Source organism: Shewanella sp. P1-14-1, assembly GCF_001401775.1.
GTDB classification, from domain to species: domain Bacteria; phylum Pseudomonadota; class Gammaproteobacteria; order Enterobacterales; family Shewanellaceae; genus Shewanella; species Shewanella japonica.
This window is the reverse complement of the sequence record NZ_LKTL01000022.1, coordinates 1-25891: the sequence shown is the minus strand read 5'-3', so window position 1 is coordinate 25891 and position 25891 is coordinate 1. Positions and strand designations below refer to the sequence as shown.

Annotated in this window: 24 protein-coding genes and 1 pseudogene; 4 read left to right on the top strand and 21 right to left on the bottom strand. The window is 40.0% G+C overall.

The annotated features are described in order from the left end of the window. Positions 1–30 precede the first annotated feature (30 nt). The 9 genes from recO to rpoE all read right to left on the bottom strand — a co-directional run bounded on the left by recO (position 31) and on the right by rpoE (position 8366). Positions 31–738 carry a DNA repair protein RecO gene (gene recO, locus AN944_RS15755; RefSeq protein ID WP_055025600.1) on the bottom strand — a complete coding sequence of 236 codons (708 nt, stop codon included), beginning with the start codon at positions 736–738 and terminating at the stop codon, positions 31–33. Between the two features lie 44 nt (positions 739–782). After that, positions 783–1787 (bottom strand): GTPase Era, encoded by a 1005-nt coding sequence (gene era, locus AN944_RS15750; protein WP_055025599.1) that lies wholly within the window; start codon positions 1785–1787, stop codon positions 783–785. Next, positions 1784–2464, bottom strand: coding sequence for a ribonuclease III (gene rnc, locus AN944_RS15745; protein ID WP_055025598.1), 681 nt, complete (start codon positions 2462–2464; stop codon positions 1784–1786). The genes era and rnc overlap by 4 nt, the downstream gene beginning before the upstream one ends. Next, on the bottom strand, positions 2464–3378 hold the full coding sequence (gene lepB, locus AN944_RS15740) for a signal peptidase I (protein WP_055025597.1): 915 nt from the start codon (positions 3376–3378) through the stop codon (positions 2464–2466). Before lepB ends, rnc begins: the two co-directional genes overlap by 1 nt. Before the next feature lie 294 nt (positions 3379–3672). After that, entirely contained in the window at positions 3673–5463 is a 1791-nt protein-coding gene (lepA, locus tag AN944_RS15735; protein ID WP_055025596.1) for a translation elongation factor 4, read from the bottom strand. Positions 5464–5603: 140 nt separating this feature from the next. Continuing rightward, positions 5604–6071 carry a SoxR reducing system RseC family protein gene (locus AN944_RS15730; protein ID WP_055025656.1) on the bottom strand — a complete coding sequence of 156 codons (468 nt, stop codon included), beginning with the start codon at positions 6069–6071 and terminating at the stop codon, positions 5604–5606. Positions 6072–6190: 119 nt separating this feature from the next. Then, positions 6191–7135, bottom strand: a complete 945-nt coding sequence (locus AN944_RS15725; RefSeq protein WP_055025595.1) for a MucB/RseB C-terminal domain-containing protein — start codon at positions 7133–7135, stop codon at positions 6191–6193. Positions 7136–7147: 12 nt separating this feature from the next. Then, the gene (locus AN944_RS15720) at positions 7148–7762 is read right to left on the bottom strand and encodes a sigma-E factor negative regulatory protein (RefSeq protein WP_055025594.1); all 615 of its coding nucleotides are present in this window, start codon (positions 7760–7762) and stop codon (positions 7148–7150) included. A gap of 25 nt (positions 7763–7787) precedes the next feature. Beyond that, on the bottom strand, positions 7788–8366 hold the full coding sequence (rpoE, locus tag AN944_RS15715) for an RNA polymerase sigma factor RpoE (protein ID WP_055025593.1): 579 nt from the start codon (positions 8364–8366) through the stop codon (positions 7788–7790). A 224-nt stretch (positions 8367–8590) separates the two neighbouring features. Here rpoE and nadB point away from each other — a divergent pair, with 224 nt between their 5' ends. Next, the gene (gene nadB / locus AN944_RS15710) at positions 8591–10204 is read left to right on the top strand and encodes an L-aspartate oxidase (RefSeq protein ID WP_055025592.1); all 1614 of its coding nucleotides are present in this window, start codon (positions 8591–8593) and stop codon (positions 10202–10204) included. A 90-nt stretch (positions 10205–10294) separates the two neighbouring features. On the opposite strand, the gene AN944_RS15705 is transcribed toward nadB, so the two are convergent. The 9 genes from AN944_RS15705 to rppH form a co-directional block, all read right to left on the bottom strand. Beyond that, complete coding sequence (locus tag AN944_RS15705) at positions 10295–10723, bottom strand: protein YgfX (protein WP_055025591.1); 429 nt, start codon at positions 10721–10723, stop codon at positions 10295–10297. A gap of 75 nt (positions 10724–10798) precedes the next feature. Further along, positions 10799–11047: a succinate dehydrogenase assembly factor 2 gene (locus AN944_RS15700; protein WP_119968899.1), complete on the bottom strand. Its 249-nt coding sequence runs from the start codon at positions 11045–11047 to the stop codon at positions 10799–10801. A 31-nt stretch (positions 11048–11078) separates the two neighbouring features. Beyond that, the gene (gene nhaR, locus AN944_RS15695; RefSeq protein WP_055025590.1) at positions 11079–12011 is read right to left on the bottom strand and encodes a transcriptional activator NhaR; all 933 of its coding nucleotides are present in this window, start codon (positions 12009–12011) and stop codon (positions 11079–11081) included. Positions 12012–12038: 27 nt separating this feature from the next. Next, complete coding sequence (locus AN944_RS15690) at positions 12039–12428, bottom strand: hypothetical protein (protein ID WP_055025589.1); 390 nt, start codon at positions 12426–12428, stop codon at positions 12039–12041. A gap of 14 nt (positions 12429–12442) precedes the next feature. Then, on the bottom strand, positions 12443–13621 hold the full coding sequence (gene nhaA, locus AN944_RS15685) for a Na+/H+ antiporter NhaA (RefSeq protein WP_055025588.1): 1179 nt from the start codon (positions 13619–13621) through the stop codon (positions 12443–12445). A gap of 676 nt (positions 13622–14297) precedes the next feature. Continuing rightward, positions 14298–15149 (bottom strand): thymidylate synthase, encoded by an 852-nt coding sequence (locus AN944_RS15680; RefSeq protein WP_055025587.1) that lies wholly within the window; start codon positions 15147–15149, stop codon positions 14298–14300. Between the two features lie 84 nt (positions 15150–15233). Continuing rightward, entirely contained in the window at positions 15234–16037 is an 804-nt protein-coding gene (locus AN944_RS15675; protein WP_055025586.1) for a sulfite exporter TauE/SafE family protein, read from the bottom strand. Positions 16038–16069: 32 nt separating this feature from the next. Next, positions 16070–18304 (bottom strand): phosphoenolpyruvate--protein phosphotransferase, encoded by a 2235-nt coding sequence (gene ptsP / locus AN944_RS15670; RefSeq protein WP_055025585.1) that lies wholly within the window; start codon positions 18302–18304, stop codon positions 16070–16072. 24 nt (positions 18305–18328) lie between these two features. Further along, positions 18329–18847, bottom strand: a complete 519-nt coding sequence (rppH, locus tag AN944_RS15665) for an RNA pyrophosphohydrolase (RefSeq protein ID WP_055025584.1) — start codon at positions 18845–18847, stop codon at positions 18329–18331. Between the two features lie 731 nt (positions 18848–19578). Between rppH and mutH the strand changes: the two genes are divergently transcribed. Together mutH and AN944_RS15655 are read left to right on the top strand one after the other, a co-directional pair. Further along, on the top strand, positions 19579–20247 hold the full coding sequence (gene mutH / locus AN944_RS15660) for a DNA mismatch repair endonuclease MutH (RefSeq protein ID WP_119968896.1): 669 nt from the start codon (positions 19579–19581) through the stop codon (positions 20245–20247). Between the two features lie 121 nt (positions 20248–20368). Then, the gene (locus AN944_RS15655) at positions 20369–21442 is read left to right on the top strand and encodes an adenylate/guanylate cyclase domain-containing protein (RefSeq protein WP_055025583.1); all 1074 of its coding nucleotides are present in this window, start codon (positions 20369–20371) and stop codon (positions 21440–21442) included. Between the two features lie 284 nt (positions 21443–21726). Here AN944_RS15655 and oxyR read toward each other — a convergent pair whose 3' ends face one another. The 3 genes from oxyR to AN944_RS15640 form a co-directional block, all read right to left on the bottom strand. Further along, entirely contained in the window at positions 21727–22635 is a 909-nt protein-coding gene (oxyR, locus tag AN944_RS15650; RefSeq protein WP_055025582.1) for a hydrogen peroxide-inducible genes transcriptional activator OxyR, read from the bottom strand. A 162-nt stretch (positions 22636–22797) separates the two neighbouring features. Continuing rightward, positions 22798–23163, bottom strand: coding sequence for an Hpt domain-containing protein (locus tag AN944_RS15645; RefSeq protein ID WP_055025581.1), 366 nt, complete (start codon positions 23161–23163; stop codon positions 22798–22800). A 179-nt stretch (positions 23164–23342) separates the two neighbouring features. Continuing rightward, entirely contained in the window at positions 23343–24278 is a 936-nt protein-coding gene (locus tag AN944_RS15640) for a TIGR01212 family radical SAM protein (RefSeq protein ID WP_055025580.1), read from the bottom strand. Positions 24279–24794: 516 nt separating this feature from the next. Here AN944_RS15640 and gltB point away from each other — a divergent pair. Further along, positions 24795–25891, top strand: a pseudogene (gene gltB / locus AN944_RS15635) (glutamate synthase large subunit); the annotation flags it as partial.

Here is a 25891-nt window from a genome sequence, read left to right as displayed (position 1 = left end):
GCTTAAATGACTTCTATAAATTCACTTAGCTTATTTTTTAATAAATAGTTTTCTACTTAGTAATGGCTTTGTCCCCAATAACGGTGACAAAAGTAATCTCATTAGCCCTTTTGCTTGTACCAAGTTTTCAGGCGTCAATGTCTTAGCTTTAAGGTTAATCAGCATTTCGCCTGATAACAGTTGCTTACTGTGGGTAATATGCGTGCTCGCTTGCTGAGCAACAGGTAAAAAACCTTCATCAGCGATAATACGGTAACTCATCACTGGTTCAATTTTTTCACCTTGAGTATCATAATCTAATGAAGGTAACGCCCCTAATTCAGCTAATAATTCCATTTCAAAATATCGCAGATGCTCGGAGCTAAATTCACTCGCAAGCGACATAATGCAACGGTGATAATGAATAAATAGACCTTCTGCATGTTGCCCTGAATCAAGCACCCTTACTAACAACTCATTAAGATACATCGCGGAATACAAGCTGGTAGAAGTTAACGGTAATGCAGGGGCAGCAGGCTCTATTTGGGTTATAAATTTAAGGCTTGAATCTGAAGTGTCAGATTTTGAATTGAATTGAAATATCAGTGGCTGAAAAGGTTGAATGATACTTTTAAGGTTTTTTTTACCGCTGCCCACCCGAACAAGTGCATCTATGCGACCAACACCATCGACTAACAGATTAACAATCACACTGGATTCTCTGTATGGTCGATGATGAAGTATATATCCGCGTAACATGTTAGTTATGAACAGCGTAAAACAAAACTGGTACTGACACTTGGTTAGTCTTCGCCATAGCCTAAACTGCGAAGTGCACGCTCATCGTCAGCCCAACCCGATTTAACTTTGACCCAAATTTCGAGGAAGACTTTATTATCAAACAAGGTTTCCATGTCTAATCTAGCTTGGGTGGCAATTGTACGAATACGCTCACCTTTATTACCAATTACCATGCGTTTTTGGCCTGTGCGTTCCACAAGGATTAGCGCATTGATTTGATAAACACCGTTATCCATCATCTTAAATTGTTCAATTTCAACAGTAGCATCATAAGGTAACTCGTCACCTAAGAAGCGCATGAGTTTTTCACGAACAATTTCAGATGCCATAAAACGCTGAGAGCGATCTGTCACATAGTCTTCAGGGAAGTAAAACTGCCCCTCAGGTAACGAGGCTTGCGCTAAATCTAAAATGCGTTGCACATTGGTGCCTTTGGTTGCAGATATTGGCAATATCTCATCAAAGGTAAACTTTTCAGACAGCTCAGCTAGATAAGGAAATAACGCTTCTTTATCTTTAATATTATCGACTTTGTTAATGGCTAAAACCGTTTTACGCTTACCACTGCCTTGTTGCAGCTTATTAAGCACCATTTCGTCATCTTCAGTCCAAGTCATACCGTCAACAACAAATACAACCATAGACACATCAGCAAGAGAACTGGCAGCAGCACGGTTCATTAAACGGTTAATAGCCCGTTTTTCATCAATATGAAGACCTGGGGTATCAATAAAGATGATTTGTTTCTCTTCATCAGTATGAATACCCATAATACGGTGACGAGTTGTCTGAGGCTTTTTAGAAGTAATACTGACCTTCTGCCCAAGCAACTTGTTTAATAGTGTAGATTTACCTACATTTGGTCGACCGACAATTGCAACCATGCCACAAAAAGTCACTTCATATTTGGCTTTTGCAGCTGGTGCAGCACCGTTCATCCTTGCCAATAATTCATCTAAGCTTGGCTCTACTGGCGAGCTTTCTGGCAAGTCTGTTTTTTTGGTCATTTATTAATTAACTCCAATACCTGAGCGGCTGCAAGCTGCTCAGCTTTTCTTCTTGAAGTACTGACACCCGTCACTACTTTATCTAATTCAGAAATACGACATTCGACCGTGAACGTCTGATTATGCGCATCACCTTTTACATCAACCACATTATATTCGGGCAACGGCTTTTTATAGCCTTGCAAGTACTCTTGCAAAATGGTTTTAGGATCTTTTTGATTTATACCAGGTTTAATCTCAGCTAATCGTTGCTTATACCATGTCAGTAGTAAGCGTCGACACGTTTCGATATCGGCATCTAGGTATATCGCACCGATGATGGCTTCTACAGCATCGGCTAAAATAGATTCCCGTCTAAAACCACCGCTTTTTAACTCACCAGGCCCTAAATAAAGGTAATCACCTAATTTAAACTCTTTTGCAATCACGGTTAACGTTTCACCTTTCACTAAGGTTGAACGCATACGGCTTAAGTCGCCTTCTGTGACTTTCGGAAACTGGTGATATAAAGCATCAGATATCACAATAGATAAAATCGAATCACCTAGGAACTCCAAACGCTCATTATGCTTTGATGATGCGCTACGATGAGTTAAAGCATGAGTCAGTAGATCTATATTCTTGAACTCATAACCTAATGTGCGACATAAACGGGGTAAATTTTTAATTGGTTCCATTACTTAATCGCACCTACTCTGTCAAAACGAACACCTGTTGGCACCCAAGTTGGTAACCAACTACTAGCAGGACGTTCAAACTCAAAGCTTATCCAAATCGCAACCGCTTTACCGACTAAATTGGCTTCAGGAACAAAGCCCCAAAAACGGCTATCTGTACTGTTGTCACGGTTATCACCAATGGCAAAATATTGTCCTTCAGGGACAATAAATTCGCCTACCGCTGTACCAGGCTGTTCAAAGAAGTGATTACTAAAGTCAGGGCGCGAAGGATTAATTAAAATATCATGTTCAACGTCGCCTAATTGCTCAGTGTAACGAGATAAAGGAACTCCTTCTTGAGTAAACTCACCACGATTAACACTGCTTAACTTAATCACTTTAGCACCAGGACACGCTGACTTATCTTCGCATTTAGGTTGAATCAGAAACTGTTTATTTTGATAAACAACTCTGTCGCCCGGTAAACCGATTACTCTTTTAATATAGTCGATTTCTGGTTGTTTAGGGTATTTGAATACAAACACATCACCGCGTTCTGGTTCGCCTGTTTCAACTAATTTGCTGCGCCAAACAGGATCTCGCAAACCATAACTGAATTTTTCAACCAAGATAAAATCACCAACAAGCAGTGTCGGTTTCATAGAGCCTGAAGGAATTTGAAACGGTTCATAAATGAATGAGCGAAGGATCAATACAAAGGCAATCACAGGGAAGATAGAGTGAGCAAATTCAACGACCACTGATTCACGTGTGATATTTTCTTTTGCTTCGTCTGATAAATCAGGCGTTTGCGCTTCAGCGAGTGCTAACTTTTCACGTCGTTTAGGGGCGAAGGCTATTACGTCAACAAGCCAAATTAGGCCGCTGACTAAGGTTACAATAACTAATATAAGAGAAAAATGGGCTGCCATTAGGGTTTAAGCTCCTGCCTTAACACTGTATATAGTTCAGTGTATGACACTAATAAAAAGTGATTATCCTATGTCGTGCTGTTAGGTTCACTCTGAGTAATGTTACAAAGTATATAAAATCACTTCATATGGAAAATTAACTTTTGCTCATCAAACGATAAAAACGATTATTAATGCCGGTTAATAATCATTTTTTAACTCACGTTTTTAATGATTTTTTAATAGCAACGCCGCAAGCAGCGGCGTTGTTATCACTCTTAATGTTAAATCAGTTTTCACTGACAAATTAAGAGCTTAGTCATTCAACTTTAACACGGCTAAGAACGCTTCTTGAGGTACTTCGACGTTACCGACTTGCTTCATACGTTTCTTACCATCTTTTTGTTTCTGTAAGAGTTTCTTCTTACGTGAAACATCGCCGCCGTAACACTTAGCAGTTACGTCTTTACGCATTGCTTTGACGTTAGAACGGGCAATAATTTGGCTACCAACAGCCGCTTGAATCGCAATATCGAACATTTGTCTTGGAATAAGCTCTTTCATCTTATCCACAAGCGCTAAACCACGATGGCGAATATTAGAACGGTGAATAACCATAGCTAACGCATCAACACGGTCGCCATTAATCATGATATCTAAACGTACCATGTCAGCAGGCTCAAAGCGGATGAAGTTATACTCAAGCGATGCATAACCACGACTGGTAGACTTAAGGCGATCGAAGAAGTCCATAACCACTTCAGCCATTGGCAGTTCATAAGTCACAGATACTTGATTACCGTGATAAACCATATTGGTTTGTACACCACGCTTTTCAATACACAAGGTGATGACGTTACCTAAGTACTCTTTTGGTACAAGCATATTTGCTTCTACGATAGGTTCACGGATTTCAGCAATGTTATTGATCGGCGGTAAATCTGATGGATTATCCACATACAAGATTTCACCACGTGTCATCTCAACTTCATAAACTACTGTTGGAGCTGTGGTGATTAAATCTAGATTGTATTCACGCTCTAGACGTTCTTGAATGATTTCCATGTGCAATAAACCTAGGTAACCAATACGGAAACCAAAGCCTAATGCTGAAGATGATTCTGGCTCGAAGAATAATGACGCATCATTCAAGCTTAATTTATTCAATGCCTCACGGAAGCTTTCGTACTCATCGGTAGAAATTGGGAATACACCAGCATAAACCTGCGGTGTAACCTTTTTAAAACCAGGAAGCGGCTCTTCTGCACCGTGCTTAGCATGGGTCAATGTATCACCGACTGGAGCGCCGTGAATCTCTTTAATACCAGAGATAACAAAACCCACTTCGCCCGCTTTAAGTTCTGGGGTGTCAGTTTGTTTTGGCGTAAAAATACCTACGCGATCAGCATTGTAGTTCTGACCGGTTGACATGACTTTAAACTTATCGCCTTTCTTCAATACGCCATGTTTAATACGCACTAAAGAGACAACGCCTAAGTAGCTGTCGAACCAAGAGTCAATAATAAGCGCTTGAAGCGGTGCATCAATGTCACCTTCAGGCGGTGGAATGTCTGAAACAATTGTTTCGAGTACATCCTTAATACCAATACCTGTTTTCGCTGAACAGCGAACAGCTTCCATAGCGTCGATGCCGACAATATCTTCAATCTCTGCAGCTACACGCTCAGGATCAGCTTGAGGTAGGTCGATTTTATTTAAAATCGGCACCACGTCTAAGTCCATTTCTAAAGCGGTATAACAGTTAGCAAGAGTTTGGGCTTCGACACCTTGGCCAGCGTCAACAACTAATAATGCACCTTCACATGCAGCAAGTGAGCGTGATACTTCGTAAGAGAAGTCAACGTGACCTGGTGTGTCAATGAAGTTCAGTTGATAGGTTTCGCCATCATCAGCTTTATAGTCGAGTGTAACACTCTGTGCTTTAATGGTAATACCACGCTCACGTTCGATATCCATAGAATCGAGAACCTGAGCGGCCATTTCACGGTCTGATAAACCACCACAAAATTGGATAAGGCGATCAGACAATGTAGATTTGCCATGGTCGATATGGGCAATAATTGAGAAGTTTCTAATGTGTTTCATTTGGCTGAAATGACTACTACTAAAATGATGGAAATAATGGTGCCAAATTGTACCTGAATAAGGGGTTAATACCAATCAGAATAAATGACACTGTAGAAATGAATATAAAAAAGCACCTAATAACGGATAAGAATGCGCATTTAACCGCGTTGCAAACTCACACCTTGGCCCAAGTAAGCCGTAATAACTGGGGTGGATTCAGCTTCTAACTTTGATGCTTGTCGCTTACCAAGAAGCCACGCGCCTATTCCACCTAAGGCTCCCATGACTATCGAGCTGTAGTCAGGGTTAATCAGTAGTAAATGGCTAAACCAAAGTCCTATTAACGCACCGATAAACAATCCGATTAAAGGGAAAATATAAACTAATAATGCGGCCTTAAGAATCACGCTCTCTGGCAGCGCAAGTTTGAGTAAATCCCCTACTTCACAAGCTTTGTCACTCTTAAGGGAAAACTGTTGGCGCTTAATAGAAAAAGCTTTAGCCACAGTCGAAGTGCCACAATTTTCATTATTTGAACAATGATTACAGGCACTTTTAAGTTCAATTTCAACCGTTACCCACCCCGTTTCATCATATGCAATAACGGTCGCCACTTCTTCTAACATAGATTGTGATAGTGATGTAGAACGGCTTGCATCAAGCAACTTGTTTGATTCAAGCTGCGTTGACGCATTGTCATTTGGGGTAGTTTTTGGTGGCGTAGATTGATTGGCCATAATCTGACTTATTTTAAGATAAGACTTTTAGCGATACGGTTTAAGGTATCAGAAGGCACTTTACCGACAGCAACAACTTCAACATTACCGACTTGCTCAACCACCATGGTTAAGCCATTACGTGTAATCAACTCATCAGGCATAGGGCTGTCCCCCATTCTGGCAACATACACAGAGATATTAACCAAGCCGTCTGTCAATGCGATATATTCAACCGACTCGTCGCTACCTAACAAACGGTGATGATCCTTAACCACCATATGGAAACCTGCGGGCAACCAGCTAAATTGCCAATTTTGGCCAGCAATACGCTCAGCAGGATTCATCACTGGCGGCAAGCCCTGACGTTCAGCTTCAATTAAAATACTGGCGGGTTCATTAAGTTCTAATAGTTCAATCACCATCATTTGCTCAATCAATTGTTTATCTTGATTGATCATGTCATAACGAAGTGGCAGACGGGTTTCCATATCAATCCATATCTGAGACATGAACCTATGCTCATCAACAGGCATGATTCTAATCATTTGACCTGGACGCCCAGCAATGCGGCTGCGACCTCCGAGCACAAATTGGTAGCCACGCTCAAGTGATGCTACATCTGTCGCAAAAATCGTTGGCCAAATCCCTTGAATGCGGGGGGCATTGATACTGTATGCAGGTTGATCGTGTTCGATAAACGTCACGGTATCTGCAACACGCACAGCATTTTTAGGAGGACCATTCAAATATTCTAAAAAGGCGACTTCTTTGTCGTTAACCGTGCCGTGTAGATAAACGAGAGGACGGATATGATCCGCTTGTAACTGGATAATGGAAGATTTGTATTGTTTGGTTTGAAGTGCTTGGCTCATACTTTCAAGCCAAGCTTTCGCAGACATTTCTTCTTCGGGGATACCTTCTGCTGCAACAGGGAATACCATTGCAGCAAGTACTAACAGGATTAGACGCAAGCTAACTCCAGATTAATTATTAATGTTGTTATCAGTATCGTTATTGTGCTGTACAACAACACCTGAATTCAACCTTTGTTGTAGCATGTGGTCCTGAATATATGAATTTATTCTGCGACGTTGCTCTACAACATTATCATTGTTTACAGCCGATTGACTCTGTACTGCACCTGTTTGCAAGCTAACTGGAGAAGCTGTACCAATCAATGGACGAGTATTCAGTACTGGTAGTGGCGAATCAGCATTTTGATCTTGACCGTAATTTTGAACGCCAACAATAGCAACCATAGCAACCGTAGCCGCAATCGCATACTGGCCAAATTGCTTGAAGAAAGGAACAACATTGTCCTTCTTGGTTTCTACTTCTGTGACTTTTTCATCATGCTGAGAAACTGTATCAGTTTGCGGTGCAATTATCGCAGGTTCGAGTTCGATAGCAGCAGCAATGCTTGCTGTTAGATCTAAATCAATTGTCTGCGGTAACTCTCCGCGCATAGCATCACCAATCATGTGATAGTTTTGCCATTGCTTATGTGAGCTTTCGTCTGCTGATAACTCTGCTAATGTTTTAGCATCAACTTCGCCATCAACTGCTGATGAAACCCATTCTTGACCTGATTTAAGCATTTTTCACCTGTGTCAATAAAGACTATTACTGTTCCAGCAAAGGCTGGAGTTTCTTATCGATTGATTCCCTAGCACGGAAGATACGTGATCTTACTGTACCAACAGGACAATCCATGATGTTGGCAATATCTTCGTAACTCATACCATCAAGTTCACGTAAAGAAATTGCTATCTTCAATTCTTCTGGCAACGTTTCTAAGGTTTCAAAAATCACCTTATTAATTTCATCAGACAAAACGAGACGTTCTGGTGATGCAAATTCTTTTAATGCATCGCTGCCTTCATAATATTCAGCTTCTTCTGCATCAACACTGTTAGCCGGTGTTTTTCTGCCTTGAGAAACCAAATGGTTTTTTGCAGTGTTTACTGCAATGCGATACAACCATGTGTAAAAAGCACTTTCACCACGAAAATTAGGTAATGCACGGTAAGCTTTAATAAAGGCTTCTTGTGCCACATCACTGATGTCTGCTTGATTTCTGATATAGCGTGAGATCAAGCTCATTACTTTATTTTGGTATTTCTGTACTAACAGATTAAATGCGTTTTTATCGCCACGTTGTACACGCTCAACTAACTGTTGATCACTTATTTGTCCACTCATCCGAGCCGACTACTCCTAAATCTATAATACTGATTTCTCAGTCGCTCGAATCATATTCACATTAAAGTAGACTCGCATGCTTTGAAAAAGTTCGATATTGAATGAAAAAAATTTAATTTTTTATAAAAAATGGCTAAATCTCGCTTAATAGTAATGTCTCAGTACCCAATAAAGCGGTTTTGATTTACCATTATAGAACCATATTAAGTCACCCATGATACCTTATGAAACAAGCAGTTGAACACCAATCTGATATTTTGGTTATAGGTAGTGGTGCAGCAGGACTCACGCTTGCACTCCATCTAGCTGAAAAGTCACAAGTTATTCTCCTTTCGAAAGGACCTTTAGCTGAAGGCTCAACCTATTATGCACAAGGCGGAATCGCCTCTGTATTTGATGAATCAGATACGATTGAGTCACATGTGAGCGACACGCTTATCGCTGGTGCAGGGCTTTGTGACAAAGATGTGGTGACTTATACCGCTGAGAATGCCAAAGAGTCGATGAAATGGCTAATTCAATGCGGCGTTGCTTTTGATAAAGAAGAAACCAGTGATGGCGACCAAAGTTCAGCACCTTATCATCTAACTCGAGAAGGTGGTCATAGTCATCGACGTATTCTTCACTCTGCTGATGCAACGGGTAAAGCGGTCCAAACGACACTTCAAGATCAGGCATTAGCGCATCCGAACATCAAGGTACTAGAGCGTTATAACGCCATTGATTTAATTACGACGAGAAAGCTTAATCGCCCTGGAAATCGTGTTGTTGGCGCATATGTATGGAATCGAGATGCTGAGCACGTTGAAACTGTCACAGCCAAGTTTGTCGCGATTGCCACAGGTGGAAGCTCGAAAGTTTATCAATATACCTCAAATCCCGATATTGCCAGTGGTGATGGTATTGCCATGGCTTGGCGTGCTGGGTGCCGTGTAGCGAATATGGAGTTTAATCAATTCCACCCAACCTGCTTATATCATGCTGATGCTCGCAACTATCTGCTTACTGAAGCTTTACGTGGCGAAGGTGCTTACTTAAAACGTCCCGATGGCACACGCTTCATGCCTGAGTTTGACGAACGCGCCGAACTTGCACCCCGCGATATTGTTGCCCGTGCGATAGATTATGAAATGAAGCGATTAGGTGCCGATTGCTTGTACCTTGATATCAGCCATAAGCCTGCCGACTTTGTCATCAAGCATTTTCCTACCATACATAAACGATGTTTAGAGTTTGGCATCGATATCACAAAGGATCCTATTCCTGTGGTACCAGCCGCGCATTATACCTGTGGTGGTGTAATGACTGACTTACACGGTCAAACAGACATCAATGGTTTATATGCCATTGGTGAAGTGGCCTACACTGGACTGCATGGCGCGAATCGCCTTGCGAGTAATTCGTTATTAGAATGTTTAGTTTTTGCCCGTGCTGCTGCACAAGATATTGAAAGTTTACTCAGTAAAATTCCAGCCCCAGGTCCCGTGCCCCATTGGGATGAAAGCCAAGTCAGTAATTCAGATGAAGAAGTGGTTATCGCCCATAACTGGCATGAGTTAAGATTATTCATGTGGGATTACGTCGGTATTGTTCGTACCGATAAAAGGCTAGAACGAGCATTACGACGTTGCGCCATGCTACAACAAGAAATTCAAGAGTATTACAGTAACTTTAGAGTGAGTAATAACTTACTAGAGTTACGTAATTTAGTTCAAGTTGCTGAATTAATTATTCGCTGCGCCATGGAGCGAAAAGAAAGCCGTGGCCTGCACTATAATGCTGATTACCCAGAGCAATTAGATAATCCTCAGCCCACAATTTTACAACCAGAGCGATAATCGAAGCTCGTAATGCTGGCTTGTTTCTCTGTTAAAATAAGCCAGCGTTCTATAGCAAACAGCTAAAGCAAACTGCTAGCCCATTTAATGTCAAAGCGTAGACTGCAGTTTTACTAACTCCCTACACAAACTTCTGTACTCTTTATCACTCAACATATCTGACCAAACAATTACTAACTGCTTGGTCTTTTTAAGCTTTTTAGCCGCCGTTATTTCGAACTCAATAAATATTACGGATGCAAAAACGGTCACTATTGGCGCTCGCCATTGAATAAATTCATATTGATGATTTAGCTTCCCCACACCTTGTTCTAGTAACACAAATTGAGTGTGAAATTGGCGTAAAGTAAACAAATGCTGAATGAAAAAAATCAATGCTATTGTCAGCGTTACTGCAAATACAAGCTGATAAGCCCAATGATGGATATCCGGCCAAAGAATAAAACTCGTCAAACAAATAGCGATAAGCACAAGATGAGAAAGCACTTGGCTGAATGAGGTTGTTAACGTGAACGGCATACAATACTCCTGAAATTAAGCCCGAAATTAATCAGGCTATTTGGGAGTCTCATGGCGAATAAATGGATAGAATGTTTAAGGTTGAGGACGACCACGGACAGTATTGACCATTTCTCTTAGCGCTGGGTCGGGGCAAACCTCGTGGCCCATAAACCATGCAAATAATTCCGGATCTTCACATGCCAGTAAGTCTATGAAGGTTTGTTTATCGGTATCGGAAAGTGTTTCATATTGTGAATCAACAAAAGGTTGAAACAAGACATCTAACTCTAACATCCCACGACGACAAGCCCAACGAACTCTAGCAATATTCATTAATTCCAACGCTATTCTCCTAACATCTTCTGCGGATACTTTATCTTTGATGCGAACTTCTGTATTCAACATCTTGTATTTGGGGATCGACACCTGCAAATAAATCGGTAAAGTCAGTGTCTAAAAGACGCTGAACTGCCGGATGCTGAATCATTCGCTCAGCAAACATCACATGATATTCTTCATGTATATCTTCAGTTTCACCAATCAAAACCATGCCTTGGGACAGTATATCATGTCGATAAATAGATGGAGCGACAAAAATTCCTCGCTGGAATAAACCAAATGCTTTCATCATCGCAGCATCATCGAATTCACCAAGAATACTGACATCAAGGTTTTTTTCAGCAAACCATCGATGTAACTGCTGACCTAGCGATGTTCTTTTACCTGGAATAAGTAACTTTTCTTGCTCTAAACATGCAGGGAAGTCTAAAGATGGTTTAGATGCCGCAAAAAAGCTGATGCCACACTGCCCTAGTTTCTTAGATAAAATCTCAGGATATTTTAAAGATTCACCTGCCGAGTCAGATAAAATCATATCCAACTTGTGTTCTCGTAAGCGTTGAATGAGATTTTCATGGGTCGATTCATAACAACTTAGGTGCATTGAGCCATCATTTGGAATGACAGTCAGTAAGACCCGACTCGCAAGCGCTTTTGATAGAGCAGCAGCAAAGCCAACTTCAAATAGAATTGATTCGTCTTTTTGGTAAGCCAGTAAATCCAGCATCTCATAACTTAAACTATACATTTTGTCTGCATAGCGAAATACCAATTCACCAAGCTCAGTGGGTTCTAGCGAGCGGCCGACTCGTTTAAATAGACTGCCGTTAAGACGATCTTCTAATGAGCGGATTTGACCTGTTATAGTCTGAGGTGCGAGACATAAAGCTTCGGCGGCCTTAGCCACCGAACCTTTCTTTCTAACCATCCAAAAATAATATAGATGGTTATAATTTAAATGTTGCATGTAAATAAACCAGCTAAGAGCGTTGGTTTATTTTAATCGCTGACAGTCCAACAAGCTATCAATTAATATCGATAACTCATTTAAGTTGTTAACGTTTTTAGCGGCGGTTTGTTCCTGAATAGCTAAAACGATTTCATCTTTATGCGGTTTTCTGTCTGCACAATAACTGCGATTAGCCTCTTGATAACGTTTACCAGCTCGATATTTAAGTGCACGAGACTCATATCCACTATCAGCTTCAAGACGGCTACTTGATGCATCAGTGTGATACATCAACGCACCATCTACAACGCCGTCTAAATAACTTTTACATTCGCTTGACTCAACGTTTGCTTGGCAAACATTAAACGAGGTTGCTTGAGCAGGTGCGGTAATCGCACCCATTGCTAAGGCTAACATCAACAGTTTTGTTTTCATTTTTTGCTCCGATACTACTTTGCTTCAGCTTTAGCTTTAGGAAGTACTTTATCAAGCCATACATAACCGATAACCGCAGCTAGCATAGATCCCATTAAAATACCTAAGCGAGCAAAGTCACCTAATTGTGCAGGGGCCGATTCGAATGCAAGTGATGAAATAAACACTGACATAGTGAAACCAATACCACACATAATTGAAACAGGGATAATTTGATTCCAGCTAATCCCAGGAGGTAGCTCAGCTAATTTTAGTTTTACTGCAACAAAGCTAAACAGTAATACACCTACAGGCTTACCAAGTAGCAGACCTAAAATAATACCGATAGTCACAGGCTCTGCTAATGAAGTGATGCTCATTCCCGATAGCGATAGACCAGCATTAGCGAACGCGAACACAGGTAAAATAAAGAATGTACTCCATGGGTGCAAACTATGCTCTAAATGCTCTGAAGGAGATGAGCCATCTTTAGCTCGCAGCGGAATACAGAATGCGATAATGACACCAGCCAATGTCGCGTGTACACCAGACTTAAGTACAGCTACCCAAAGGATAACGCCTAACAAACCATAAGGGATTAACGAGCTAACTCCTTTACGATTTAGCGCCACCATTAATGTGATAGAAATAGCAGCAACAATTAAACTTGTCATTGATAAATCAGCACTGTAGAACAATGCAATAATCACAATAACACCTAAGTCATCCATAATAGCTAGGGCTAATAAAAAGACTTTAAGAGCAACAGGTACACGGCTACCAAGTAAGGCCATAATACCTAATGCAAAGGCGATATCTGTTGCAGCAGGAATTGCCCAACCAACCTGAGTAACAGGGTCTGAGTAGTTAAATGCTAGATAAAATAAAGCTGGAAATACCATGCCACCAACAGCAGCAAAAGTTGGTAATGAAGCTTTAGCAACACTAGATAGTGCGCCTTCTAATAATTCACGCTTTACTTCTAAACCAATCAATAAGAAGAAAAGTGCCATCAAACCATCGTTAATCCATAATAATAATGGCTTATCAATATCTAATGAACCTATACGCACTTGGACTTCTGTATCAAGGAATCCACTGTATAAACCAGCTAATGGCGAGTTTGCCATTAACATAGCCAGTGCTACAGAGATCATTAAAATGATACCCCCTGCAGATTCTTGACTTAAGAAATTCTTAATTGCACGTTCCATAATTCACTCCAAAAAAAACAATTAATTCGAGTCTATCGGAATTTTTCAAACAATCATAATCGTTAGTTTCGCATTAATACCTCGGTATTTTCGAGGTATGTATCAAAACGCAGTGAGATTAATCACACAACACCCGCTAAACGCGAAGCAGATCGACGTTTAACTCGGAATATGCGCATTATTCAAGTTTAGGCGCATATTTATTTATTCACAATAAATTGCTCAACTGACGAAATAACATACATTACACTGTTTTAGCTGATGAATTATTAATAAAAAACTATCGAAAAAATCCAGCAAGAATAAAAGGCTATTTATTAACATAATCAGCCAAACAGACTTAAGCTAATTTGACTGCTTCCCATTGAATAACTATTAATATGAAATCAGTATAGGAATTCACTGTGAGTTTTAAACAGAAGTGAAATACAGTGTCTAAAGCGCAAAAAATGCTAACCAAGTAGGATACAACTAGTTTAGCTTGTTTTTTAGGCTTCCAGATGCAATCTCAAACAAAAAATGAAGTGAGTTAACACGAATCAGTGTAGTCGTTTATGAAGTGAATTTGAGGGAGTTTAGCTGTCATTACAGTGTAATTTACAATAACCAAATGATTTTAACGGTTTATCATAAGTGAAAAACCGTTAATACAATGAGTTAGCTTATCTGATCAGCATTAGACCGAAAAAGGATACTTAATCGCTTCATGATGCTGATAACCCACAACTTCAAAATCATCCATTGTCACCCAAGTTTCTAAATCCTTAAGGCTCTTAATGTCTGGGTTAATTTTTAATTGTGGTGAAGGAAATGGTTCGCGAGTTAGCTGCTCATTCTTCATTAGATCTAACTGGTCTTCGTAAATATGTGCATTAATAATTTTATGGTATGCGGTACCCGCCTTATTACCGGTAATTTGTGCCATTAATGCTAAAAAGGTAAACACTTGAATCTGATTAAAGTTAAGACCTAATGGCACATCACATGAACGTTGATAACTCGTTAGGTGCAAAGTATCACCTAGTAATGAGAAGGTATGTGTATGCATACATGGTCGTAAACAACCCATATCAAACTCACCTGGATTATAAAATGTAATAATCTCACCACGGTCATCAACTCCTTTGGACAAGTTATCAACAATCTTGGCTAACTGATCAACAGTACCACCTGAGGTTTTCTGCCAACGTCGACCTTGAACGCCATATACCCGCCCCATATCGTCTTCTCCTTTACGATGTGGATTAGCAAGCCAGCTAGCATTATCATTCGCGTTCATATCCCAAGTTTTAGTGCCCAAAGCCCTAAAATCTGCAGCATTATCATAACCTCGAATATAGCCAATAAGCTCAGCAATCGCAGCTTTATAAAAGCTTTTACGAGTGGTAATAATTGGGAATTGGTTATTTTTAACATCGTACTCTAAATCAGCATTAATGATGGTTAAACAACGTTTTCCAGTGCGTTCATTCTCTATCCAATGACCATTGTCTACGATGTTCTGACATAAATCTAAATACTGACGCATTGTACATTCCTATATAAAAGCTCGATAAGTTTCGGTTACCTGAAGAGACAGTCTCCGATTATTGGGTAGATGATAACAAGAATTTTATGCGGTTATCGCCATTTTTAATCCAATAACCATTAATAACAGTGCAAATATCTTTTTAAGCACAGCAGTCGGCCATACGCTTGCCATTTTTACCCCTAATGGTGCGACTAACATTGAGCTGATAATGATCCCAAACAAAGCGGGTAAGTATATAAAGCCAATGGTGCCTTGGGGTAAGTCAGGTGCATTTAAGCCTGCAATGATGTATCCAGCGGTACCAGCTAGTGCAATAAGACAACCCGTTACCGAAGAAAACCCTACAGCACTGCGCATTTGAATGCCGCAAAAGCTCAAAAATGGCACAAACAGTACCCCACCACCAATACCCATTAATCCAGCAACGATAGCAATAATCGAGGAAACCAAAAATAACACGGTAAATGCAGGCATTTGCTCATTTGCTTTAGGCTTGAATGGGAACGCCATTTGTATGGCCATAAGTATCACAAATATCGAAAATGCGGTTTGTAAATCAGCAGATGGAATTTTTTCTGAAATAAACCCAGACGCTAGTGCCCCTAACATGATACCCGGCAACATGGGTTTAAATAGATTCCATGGAACATTTCCACGTTTGTGATGAGCTAACGCAGACGAAAAAGAAGTTAAAATAATAGAGGCTAATGAGGTTGCAATAGCAACATGGGTTAACTGAGATGACTCAACACCAACCCAAGGAAGAAGATATAAAAGGGCTGGGACAATGATTAAGCCTCCGCCGATACCTAATAAGCCAGCCATGAAACCGACAAATGAGCCCAGTAACAAGCAGATTGAAAAAATCAGTAAAAGATTGTCCACAGTAAAACCTTATCCGTGTATAGCTAAATCGGCTAATGCAAAATGGCAGATAAGCCGTTTTCAGCTAAAAAGTCATTGAGTAATGTCCTGACTTGCTCCCCGTTAGAGAGTGTCAGGGCGGTATCCAAAATTTGTTCTAATGACTGTTTATCAATCCGGCGTAATAAATAATTAATTCGAGCAATACTGCCTTGGTTCATACTCAATTTGTCATAGCCCATAGCGACAAGGAGTAATGCCCCCATGGGTTCACCAGCTAGCTCTCCGCAGATACTGGCATCCAATTTATAGCGTTTACAATCAGTAATTGTCCATTTTAACGCTCTTAACACACCAGGGTGAAAGCTATCGAAAAGTGAGCTAACACTGGGGTTATTTCTATCAACGGCGAGTAAATACTGAGTTAAATCGTTACTGCCAACTGAAACAAAATCGACTCTCTTAGCCACATCTTCTAACTGAAAAAGTAACGAAGGCACTTCTAACATAACCCCAATTTTAGGTTTAGGGATTCTACGCTGTAATTCGTCAGTTAATTCTGAATAAGCTTGTTCTAGGTATAATAAAGTCCTATCAATTTCATCAAGGTTACTGACCATAGGTAGCAAAATTTGTAGCTGTGATGAGTCTACATTTGCCGTTAACATTGCCCGTAGCTGCATTAAAAATAACTCTGGATGGTCAAGGGATAATCGAATACCTCGCCAGCCAAGAAAGGGGTTATCTTCATTGATAGGAAAATAAGGTAAGGGTTTATCTCCTCCCACATCTAATGTTCTCATAACCACAGGTCTATCACGAGCAGCCGATAACACTTGTTTATACACATGAACTTGCTCAATTTCACTCGGAAATCGCTGATGTAGCATGAATGGAATTTCCGTACGATATAACCCAATCCCATCTGCACCCTCGGCCATGTCGGTACTTAACCCACTTAATAGACCAGCATTCAGATATAACTGAATACGATGGCCGTCCGTTGTCTGCGCAGGTAATGACAATTCAGCTGAGAATTGGCGTTGCTGTTCCTGATTTTCCGAAATTAAAGTGTAATATTCACGAAGCACGGATTCTGAAGGAGAAACAAGAAGCTGACCGCTAGTCGCATTAAGAACGAGTTTTTTATCGTCAATATTCGCCGCAATGACTTGATCAACGCTGACAATGGCTGGCACGCCTAATGCACGAGCTAAAATAGCGGCATGGGCGTTAACTCCCCCAAGTTCAGTGACGATCCCTGCTAGTTTCCCACGTGGGAATTCAGCTAGTAGTGTCGCATCCACTTCTTTAGCAACTAAAATAACAGGTTTTGAAGGGGCTAAATCTAACTTATCTGGCTCTATAAGTTGGCGTAATACTTTTTGTCCGAGTTCGCGAATATCGCTAGCGCGTTCTTTTAAGTAAGGATCTTCCATTGCCATAAACTGATCAATATAGCGAATTGAAACGCGGCTAACGGCAGATTCAGCTTGCCAGCCTAAACTCACCTCTCGTATGTATTCACCACCTAAACTAGCCTCATTAAGCAAGAGTTGTAACGCTGAAAATATAGATGCTATATCATCCACGTTTTCACGGTCAAAACGCTGGGACAAGGCACTGATTGCATCTTTACAACGCTGCATTGCAGCTTTCAGTCTAAGGGTTTCTTGCTCGGTATCGCTACATTGTTGATCTGGCTGCACTAAAGATATCGCGCCGCCTAATACAAATGCATCTGCAATGGCGATCCCTTTAGATGCGCTAACCCCTTTGAAAACGACTTGTTGCTGAACATTGCTAATCGCCGCTTTGTTCTTGAGGCTACGAATGACCACCGCCAGCTGCGCTGCCAGCGTCATTAAAAAGGCTTCTTCATTCTCACTAAACTGTCGAGGCTGTGGCTGCTGAACGACAATAACTCCAACCACTTGTTTTTGAAAAATAATAGGAACAGCAAGAAACGCTCGGTACTCTTCCTCTTCGACTTCAGGGAAAAACTTAAAGCGTGGGTGTGTTTTGGCGTCGGCAAGGTTAACGGCTTCTTCTTTTTCAGCAGCTAACCCCACCAGTCCTTCAGAAAGGGGCATTTTAACAAAATTGATGGCGGCAACAGCCAAGCCGTCTGTCGCCGATAAGACAAGGTGTTGTTGCTCAAGAATATATACTGAACAGCACTGAGTTTGCATCGCTAACTTTGTTTGCGAAACCAACTGTGTCAGTGCAGACTCAAGACTGCTAGCTCCAGCAACCGCTTGAGTTATATCCCTGAGCGTGTTTAACACGATTTTATCCCCTATCAGTTTACATTAATTACGGTGTCGCCCTCGTTTGCGATTAGGCTCACGTCCTTGAAACGCTAAAGTGGTGAATGCAAACTCTTTCATAACCTTACGATAAACATCTCGTTTGAAAGAAACAACTTGCCTTACTGGGTACCAATAACTCACCCAACGCCAGTCATCAAACTCAGGGTGTCCACAGGAGTTCAAATTAATACTGTCATCGCTATCTTTAAGCTGTAATAAGTACCACTTTTGCTTTTGACCAATACAAATAGGTTTACTTTCTTGTCTAATCAATCTTTTTGGTAAACGGTATCTTAACCATGAGCGTGTTGACGTTAAAATTTGTACATTTTCCGGCTTTAAACCAACTTCTTCATACAATTCACGGTACATAGCTTGTTCAGGACTTTCTCCGTCATCAACGCCACCTTGTGGAAACTGCCATGAATGTTGTCCAAACCGTCTGGCCCACATAACTTGACCAAATTTGTTACAGATTATAATGCCCACATTTGCGCGAAAGCCGTCGCTATCAATCACATGGACTCCAATGTCACTACAAATTAATGATTAGATTGTTTCATAAAGCACGGCTACGGGCAATCAACTAATAACGGCATAACTTGGGATAAAATTTAAGAATTATTACTTTTATCAACAGAAGGAAAAAATATTAATGCACATTATCCACAAAATCTGTGGATATCTCTGTTCGAAACTCACTAATAACAGTAAAACCTACATTAAAGAACATAAGCTACCGCATAATAAAAAAGTCAAATAACTAAAATAAAACTATAAAATTCAACACTATAACCCAAAAACAAAGACTAACTATAGTTATCCTAGATGACCAAAGGTCACTTTTTGACCAGGTAAATTACTTATTAATAAATTCATTTTACGGGTTTTAAGTTATACACAAAAAACAAGAGTTTTATTTCATTAATATTAAAATAAAGCTATTTTTAAGCATTGACGAACAAAAAATTATCCGTTAAGTGATACTTTTTTAAAGTTATCCATCAAATCTGTGGATAAGTATGTGTGAAATAGTAGAGCAAAAGGAGAGTAACTTAATAAATTGGTAAAACAGATTGACCAATTTAAACAAAAAAACATATTAATCAGTACATTGGGATTATTTTACTCAGTGAATAACTTTCAACAAAATCGCTGCGCAATTAATAACCAATAACAATAGATGCGTAAAAACTGCCAAACAAGTAAACTTATAATGACCAAGCCTATTTAGGGGAAAGTAAGCAATAATGATGAATAGCCAGCCAAATTCCATCGCAGAATTAATGCAAAGAGCCAATGATATGGCCGGTGTCTCATTAGGAGATATTGCAAATGAGCATCAACTCAATGTACCTGATAATTTGAAGAGAGATAAAGGCTGGATTGGTCAATTGATTGAGATGGAACTCGGCGCAACAGCAGGTTCTAAACCCCAGCAAGATTTTTTGCACTTAGGAGTCGAACTTAAAACCATTCCCATAGACCAATCTGGTCGCCCTATTGAAACAACTTATGTCACAGTTGCACCGTTAACAAATATCCAGGGCCTTACATGGGAAAACAGTGTCGTATTTCATAAGCTACAACAAGTCTTATGGATACCAGTACAAGGTGATCGAAGTATTCCGGTAGCAAACAGAAAAATAGGCACCCCTGTACTATGGAGCCCAAATCCTGAACAGTTAACCGCGTTACAACAAGACTGGGAAGAGATAATGGAGATGATCGCATTAGGGCAAGTTGAAAAAGTGACAGCTCGACACGGAGAAGTATTACAACTAAGACCTAAGGCTGCAAATAGTCACTCATTAACTGAATCAATTGCAGAAAATGGCTTAATTAAACTATCTAATCCAAGAGGTTTTTATTTAAAGATCAATTTCACCCACCAAATACTAACAAATGCGTTTGGATAACATTACAATAAATCAACATTCATAATCTATTTTGAAAGTTATTAGAATACCACTATGACAAGTAGGGTAATTTTCTATAAACTAGCCTGTCTCAAAATATCAACGGATCAGATATAAACCAGTGAAAGCACGTCGACAGACGAGAAAGCTATTATTTGCGATATTAGCATGGTGTTTAGCCATGGGCGCATTTGTCTTTTTTCGTTATTCACAAGCCCCTGAACTCCCCCAATGGGCTATGGGAAAATCAGACCTTGCCACATTAGCCATCTTCATGGGTTTTGTGTTTGGTTGTCTGCATTGGATGTCGAATTTAATCGCTGACTTTAGTGCAATCAGTCGTTTACCCTATATCTTCTCAGTTATTTTTAAAGGCTTGTTTCTACTGTTAGGCGCAATGACGCTTGCCTATGTTACCCAATTCCTAAATATGTGGGCTATTGAAAATCATCTTGTCACGCTAAGACAAATGCTCACAGCGCACATCCTTTATAGTCCTTCTTTTCAAGCATTAATCATATATCTAGTCGCTGTACGTGTAGGCCTTGCCTTTATCGAACAAATGGCACTACTTGTGGGCCCTCGAGTATTGATGAACATTGGCTTAGGTAAGTACCATCAGCCAAGATATGAACATCGACTATTCCTCTTTGTTGATATGGTATCTTCAACTGCCCACGCTGAAACACTAGGCGACTATCGCTTTAGTCGATTAATTCAAGACAGTTTTAGTATGCTGGCTGATACAGTAACTGATAATGATGCTGAAATTTATCGCTATATGGGTGATGCAGTTTTGATTCATTGGCCTCTTGAAGATGGGATCAAACAAGATCGCTGTATGAATATTTACTACGAATTTAGCCAACAACTTAACTGGCATCGACCTTACTTTGAAGAACACTATGGCTTTGTGCCTAAATTTAAAGCGGCAGCTCATTGCGGCCAAGTTGTTGCTGCTGTGGTTGGTGTTCAAAAGCAAGAAATTAGCTTTTTCAGTGATGTGTTAAATACCTTGGCAAGACTACAAGACCAATGTAACCCGCTAGGTCAAAGAATGCTTATTTCTGGGGAAGTTGCACACCGCCTAGAAAGACAAGATAGTCGATTTGAGTTATCAGATTTAGGCGCTATGAAGCTCAAAGGCAAAAAGCATGAAATTGAAGTGTATGGTGTGAGCCCTAAAAAGCCCTAAACAAGCAACTTAAGGAATATAATTGAATATCCCTAGTTAGCGCCTCTTGCCTTTGCTCCTCCAGTTCACCTTAGCTTACTCAAAAGTACTAAGCGCGCCTTATAAACTTCTTATTCCTGTTGATTTTCCCAGATAAAAAGTAAACCCGTTAGCTACGATGTAAAAACGGGTTCGAACGGAACAATCATGGTTTGTAAGAAGCAAGTACCTCTCTACCCGCTTCTTACCGATAACAAGGTATTTATCTAGATGAACTTGCTAATAAACTCCCTTTCAACAACAGGCTACTCAGGTTTAGCAAGTAAGTTCTCTAGCATTAAGCCTAATGTTCTGAATGTGGCGATTCTGCTAGTTGTTTGACGCCACACCAAGCCGATATCTCGATAAGGGCTTTCACCTGGCGGGTTCATTATATTCAACTCAGTATCTTTTAAGATCCCAGCATCAATTGCCATTTGCGGTAAGAATGTGGTGCCTAATTTGCTATCAACCATTTGAACTAATGTATGTAGACTGGTCGCAGCAAAAGGATTAATTTTGGCACTATTGCCTAACTGACAAGCAGTAATAGCATGACCAGTAATACAGTGCTCACTTTGCAGTAAGAAAATACTTTCATCTGGCATTTTTTGATAATCAATTGGGTTTATTATCCCACCCGATAACTCTTCATGAACGACCATTTTAAAAGGATCAATACCCACTTTCATACTGTGAAATCCAGTAGTATCTACCGGTAATGCAAGTATCAATAAATCCAGCTCCCCTTTTCCTAATGAGTCTAATAAGCTGTCGGTAGTGTCTTCTTTTAGCAATAAACTCAATTGTGGATAATCTTGCTGACATTGCTTTACTACACGGCTTAATAAGAAAGGTGCAATAGTTGGAATACAACCTAAGCGGATCTCTCCAGTCATAGGCTCACCCTGGTTTTTAACCAATTCAACTAAGTCATCAACATCAGTAAGCAGCTTTCTCGCTCTTTCAACAACTTCCTCACCTATTGCTGTGAACATAAATGATTTATGATCTCGCTCGATTAATTGGTAGCCCAGTTGCTCTTCAAGATTTTGAATGCCACTCGATAGAGTAGATTGACTAACAAAGCATGACTTAGCAGCTCGGTTAAAATTTTGCTCTTGGTGCAAGTTAACCAAATAGAATAGGTTTTTTAAACTCGGTAGGTTTTTCATTTAATCGATTACCCTAAGAAGATTTCATTTAAATAATGAATTAAGTCACAACAAATAACAATCACAGCTGCACGATCCATAGCTCAATTTTACTATTCTCAAAAAAAAGACCAAAAAAAAGCCCCTTGCGGGACTTTTAATGTCGCTATAAACCAGCAGTGATTATGCTTTGGCTTCTAGGAATGCTTTTAATTGCTGTAAATCTGAACCAGCATGCTCAACAATTTCAGCTAACCAAGCGTTGTGCTCAGCTTCCCATGATGACTCTTCACCATGCTGCAGTTTTTGTGCAAACTGCTGAATGCGCTTCAAACCAACTGAACCAGCAGCGCCTTTAAATTTATGAGCTTCTGCGCATAATGTATCTTTATCATTCACATCATTTGCTTTAACTAAACTACCTACATACTCAGGCATTAATTGCTCAAATAACACGACACTTTTTAATAAAGTACCTGCACCAATAGCACTACAATATTGCTCTAAAGTATTGAGATCTAAAATAGACTCTAGCTGGACTGTGGCCATTGTGGCACCTCTTTCTAATTTATTTCTGTAAAATTGGAATTTATAATACTCGCAATAATCGCCTATGCAACAACTCAGCGCTTTTCAAGTCCAATTTTCGTAAACTAATTACATGATTTTAACAAAAAATTAAAATCCGCCCATATAAATCACTGCAAAACATGCAAACTGGTTACTTTTTACACTGTTCCGCCGGTAACATAATGCCCTTGTCCGCCATTCTCGGCTAAGTTTTTGACAATTGCTACTAAGCCATCCCAACGAAAAGCACACCACTCTGGAGCAAGTAACATCGGTTTTTTAGCATATGCTGTGACTCTATGAAAAATTATCTCTTTTGGAGTATGTCTAATTAACTCACTCGCGTAGTGAGCATAATCTTCCAGACTCAATAAAGGCATTCCTTTATGTCGCCACGCCTTAGCCATGACACTTCCTTCAACAATATGTAATGGATGTAATTTTATACCATCAACACCTGTTGATATAACTTGCGTTAAACTGGAAAGGTTATCTTCAAACGTCTCGTCAGGTAAACCAAGAATCAAATGAGCACAGACTTTAATACCACGTTTTCTTGCTCTTATAACAGTGTCTTTATAACTATCAAAATCATGGCCGCGGTTAATTTTTTTTAAAGTTCCATTATTCGCGGTTTGTAAACCAAGCTCTAACCAGACTTCAATTCCTTTATCTTGATAGCTGACAAGTAAGTCCAATATATCATCCGGTACGCAGTCTGGACGGGTACCAATATGTAATCCAACAATGTCGGCATCTTTTATCGCTTCGTCATACTTTTGCTTTAACACCTGATACTCATCGTAAGTACTAGTATAAGCTTGGAAGTATGCTATATATTTAGAGGTAGAAGCGGGTGCATTTGCTAATACTGAACGTTGCTTACCTTGGCTCAGTTGTTCTGAGATGCTGGCCTCAGTCCCTTGCTCATAACTAAACGAAGAAACATTACAGAATGTACAGCCGCCTTTACCAAGGGTGCCATCTCTGTTTGGGCAAGTGAATTTGGCATCGATAGTCAGCTTTCTGATCCGTCCACCGTATTGCTGTTTACATACAGCACCAAATGTATTCACGTAATCATCTAAACCCACTGCCAATCCTCAATTTTCAAAAAGTGGCCGATGATATACAGCTTAAAGAGTAAATACTTGGTGCTATATCAAGAAATGATGAATTAATGCGATTGTTTTTTAATCAATGTCAGTACAACTTCACAAATGGTTAATTTGATTAATTTAAAATCAACTATCAAAGTGAATAAATACGCAAATTAAATAAATAGTTCACTGCAACTGTGCTTGAAAATAAATTCACTATTTATAAAACTAAATCAATTAGACTAAAGTGTTAACAAAAAGTAAAATCAAAAAGCTGACTTTTTTAAAATTCTTTTTATTCATAAGGTTATACGAGCAAAAATACAGTTTACGTTAACGTAAGGCTGGTTTTTTTTAACATCTGTAATAGACATAACAATTCATTTTGTTGAGTAATTTAAGTTTGACCTTTATTCATTATCGGGCTAATTTGAGTGGTTCGGGTGCATATCTATGAGAACTTCTCCGCATTATCCGAGTCGTATTAAGTTAGGTTTAGGGAGTTTTTGTATGAGCTTATATCATCCCAGCTTTGAGCGGGACAATTGTGGTTTCGGCTTAATAGCCCAAATGGATGGCGATGCTAGCCATCGTATTGTCCGTACTGCTATTCACGGTTTAGACAGAATGAAACACCGTGGCGGTATTGCATCGGATGGTCGCACAGGTGATGGCTGTGGACTATTAATGTCGATGCCAAAAGACTTTTTTGCTGCTGTAGCAACAGAAAATGATTGGCATCTAAGTCGTAAATTTGCTGTTGGTATGCTGTTTCTTAGCCAAGACCCAGTTAAAGCTGAAGCGTCTAAAGCTATATTAGAAAAAGAACTACAACGTGAAACATTAAGTGTTGCAGGCTGGAGAAAGGTACCAGTCAATCCTGACGTGCTCGGCGAAATTGGTCGCAAGAGCTTACCAGAGATCTACCAAGTATTAATTAACGCCCCTGTTGGCTGGCGTGAAAAAGACTTAGAACGTCGTCTATATATGGCTAGACGCCGACTTGAGCAACAAATTGTCGATGACAAGGATTTTTATGTCGCGAGTCTGTCAGGACAAGTCATCGTCTATAAAGGCTTAATGATGCCTGCAGATCTGCCGTCTTTTTATACCGATCTTGCTGATATTCGTCTTAAAAGTACGATTTGTCTTTTCCACCAGCGCTTTTCAACTAATACATCACCTAAATGGCCACTTGCACAACCATTTAGATTCTTAGCTCATAATGGCGAAATCAATACCATTACTGGCAACCGCCAATGGGCTCGTGCGCGTGCTTATAAGTTTAACTCGCCACTATTACCTGACTTACAACAAGCCGCACCTTTTGTGAATGAAACGGGTTCTGACTCCTCTTCATTAGACAACATGCTAGAAATGCTATTATCTGGTGGCATGGATTTATATCGTGCGATGCGCTTATTGATTCCACCTGCATGGCAAAGTAATCCTGAAATGGATGACGAGTTAAAAGCATTTTACGATTTCAACTCAATGCATATGGAGCCTTGGGACGGACCTGCTGGTATCGTGATGAGTAATGGTCGCCATGCTGCCTGTGCCGTCGATCGTAACGGTCTGCGTCCATCTCGCTATGTGATTACTAA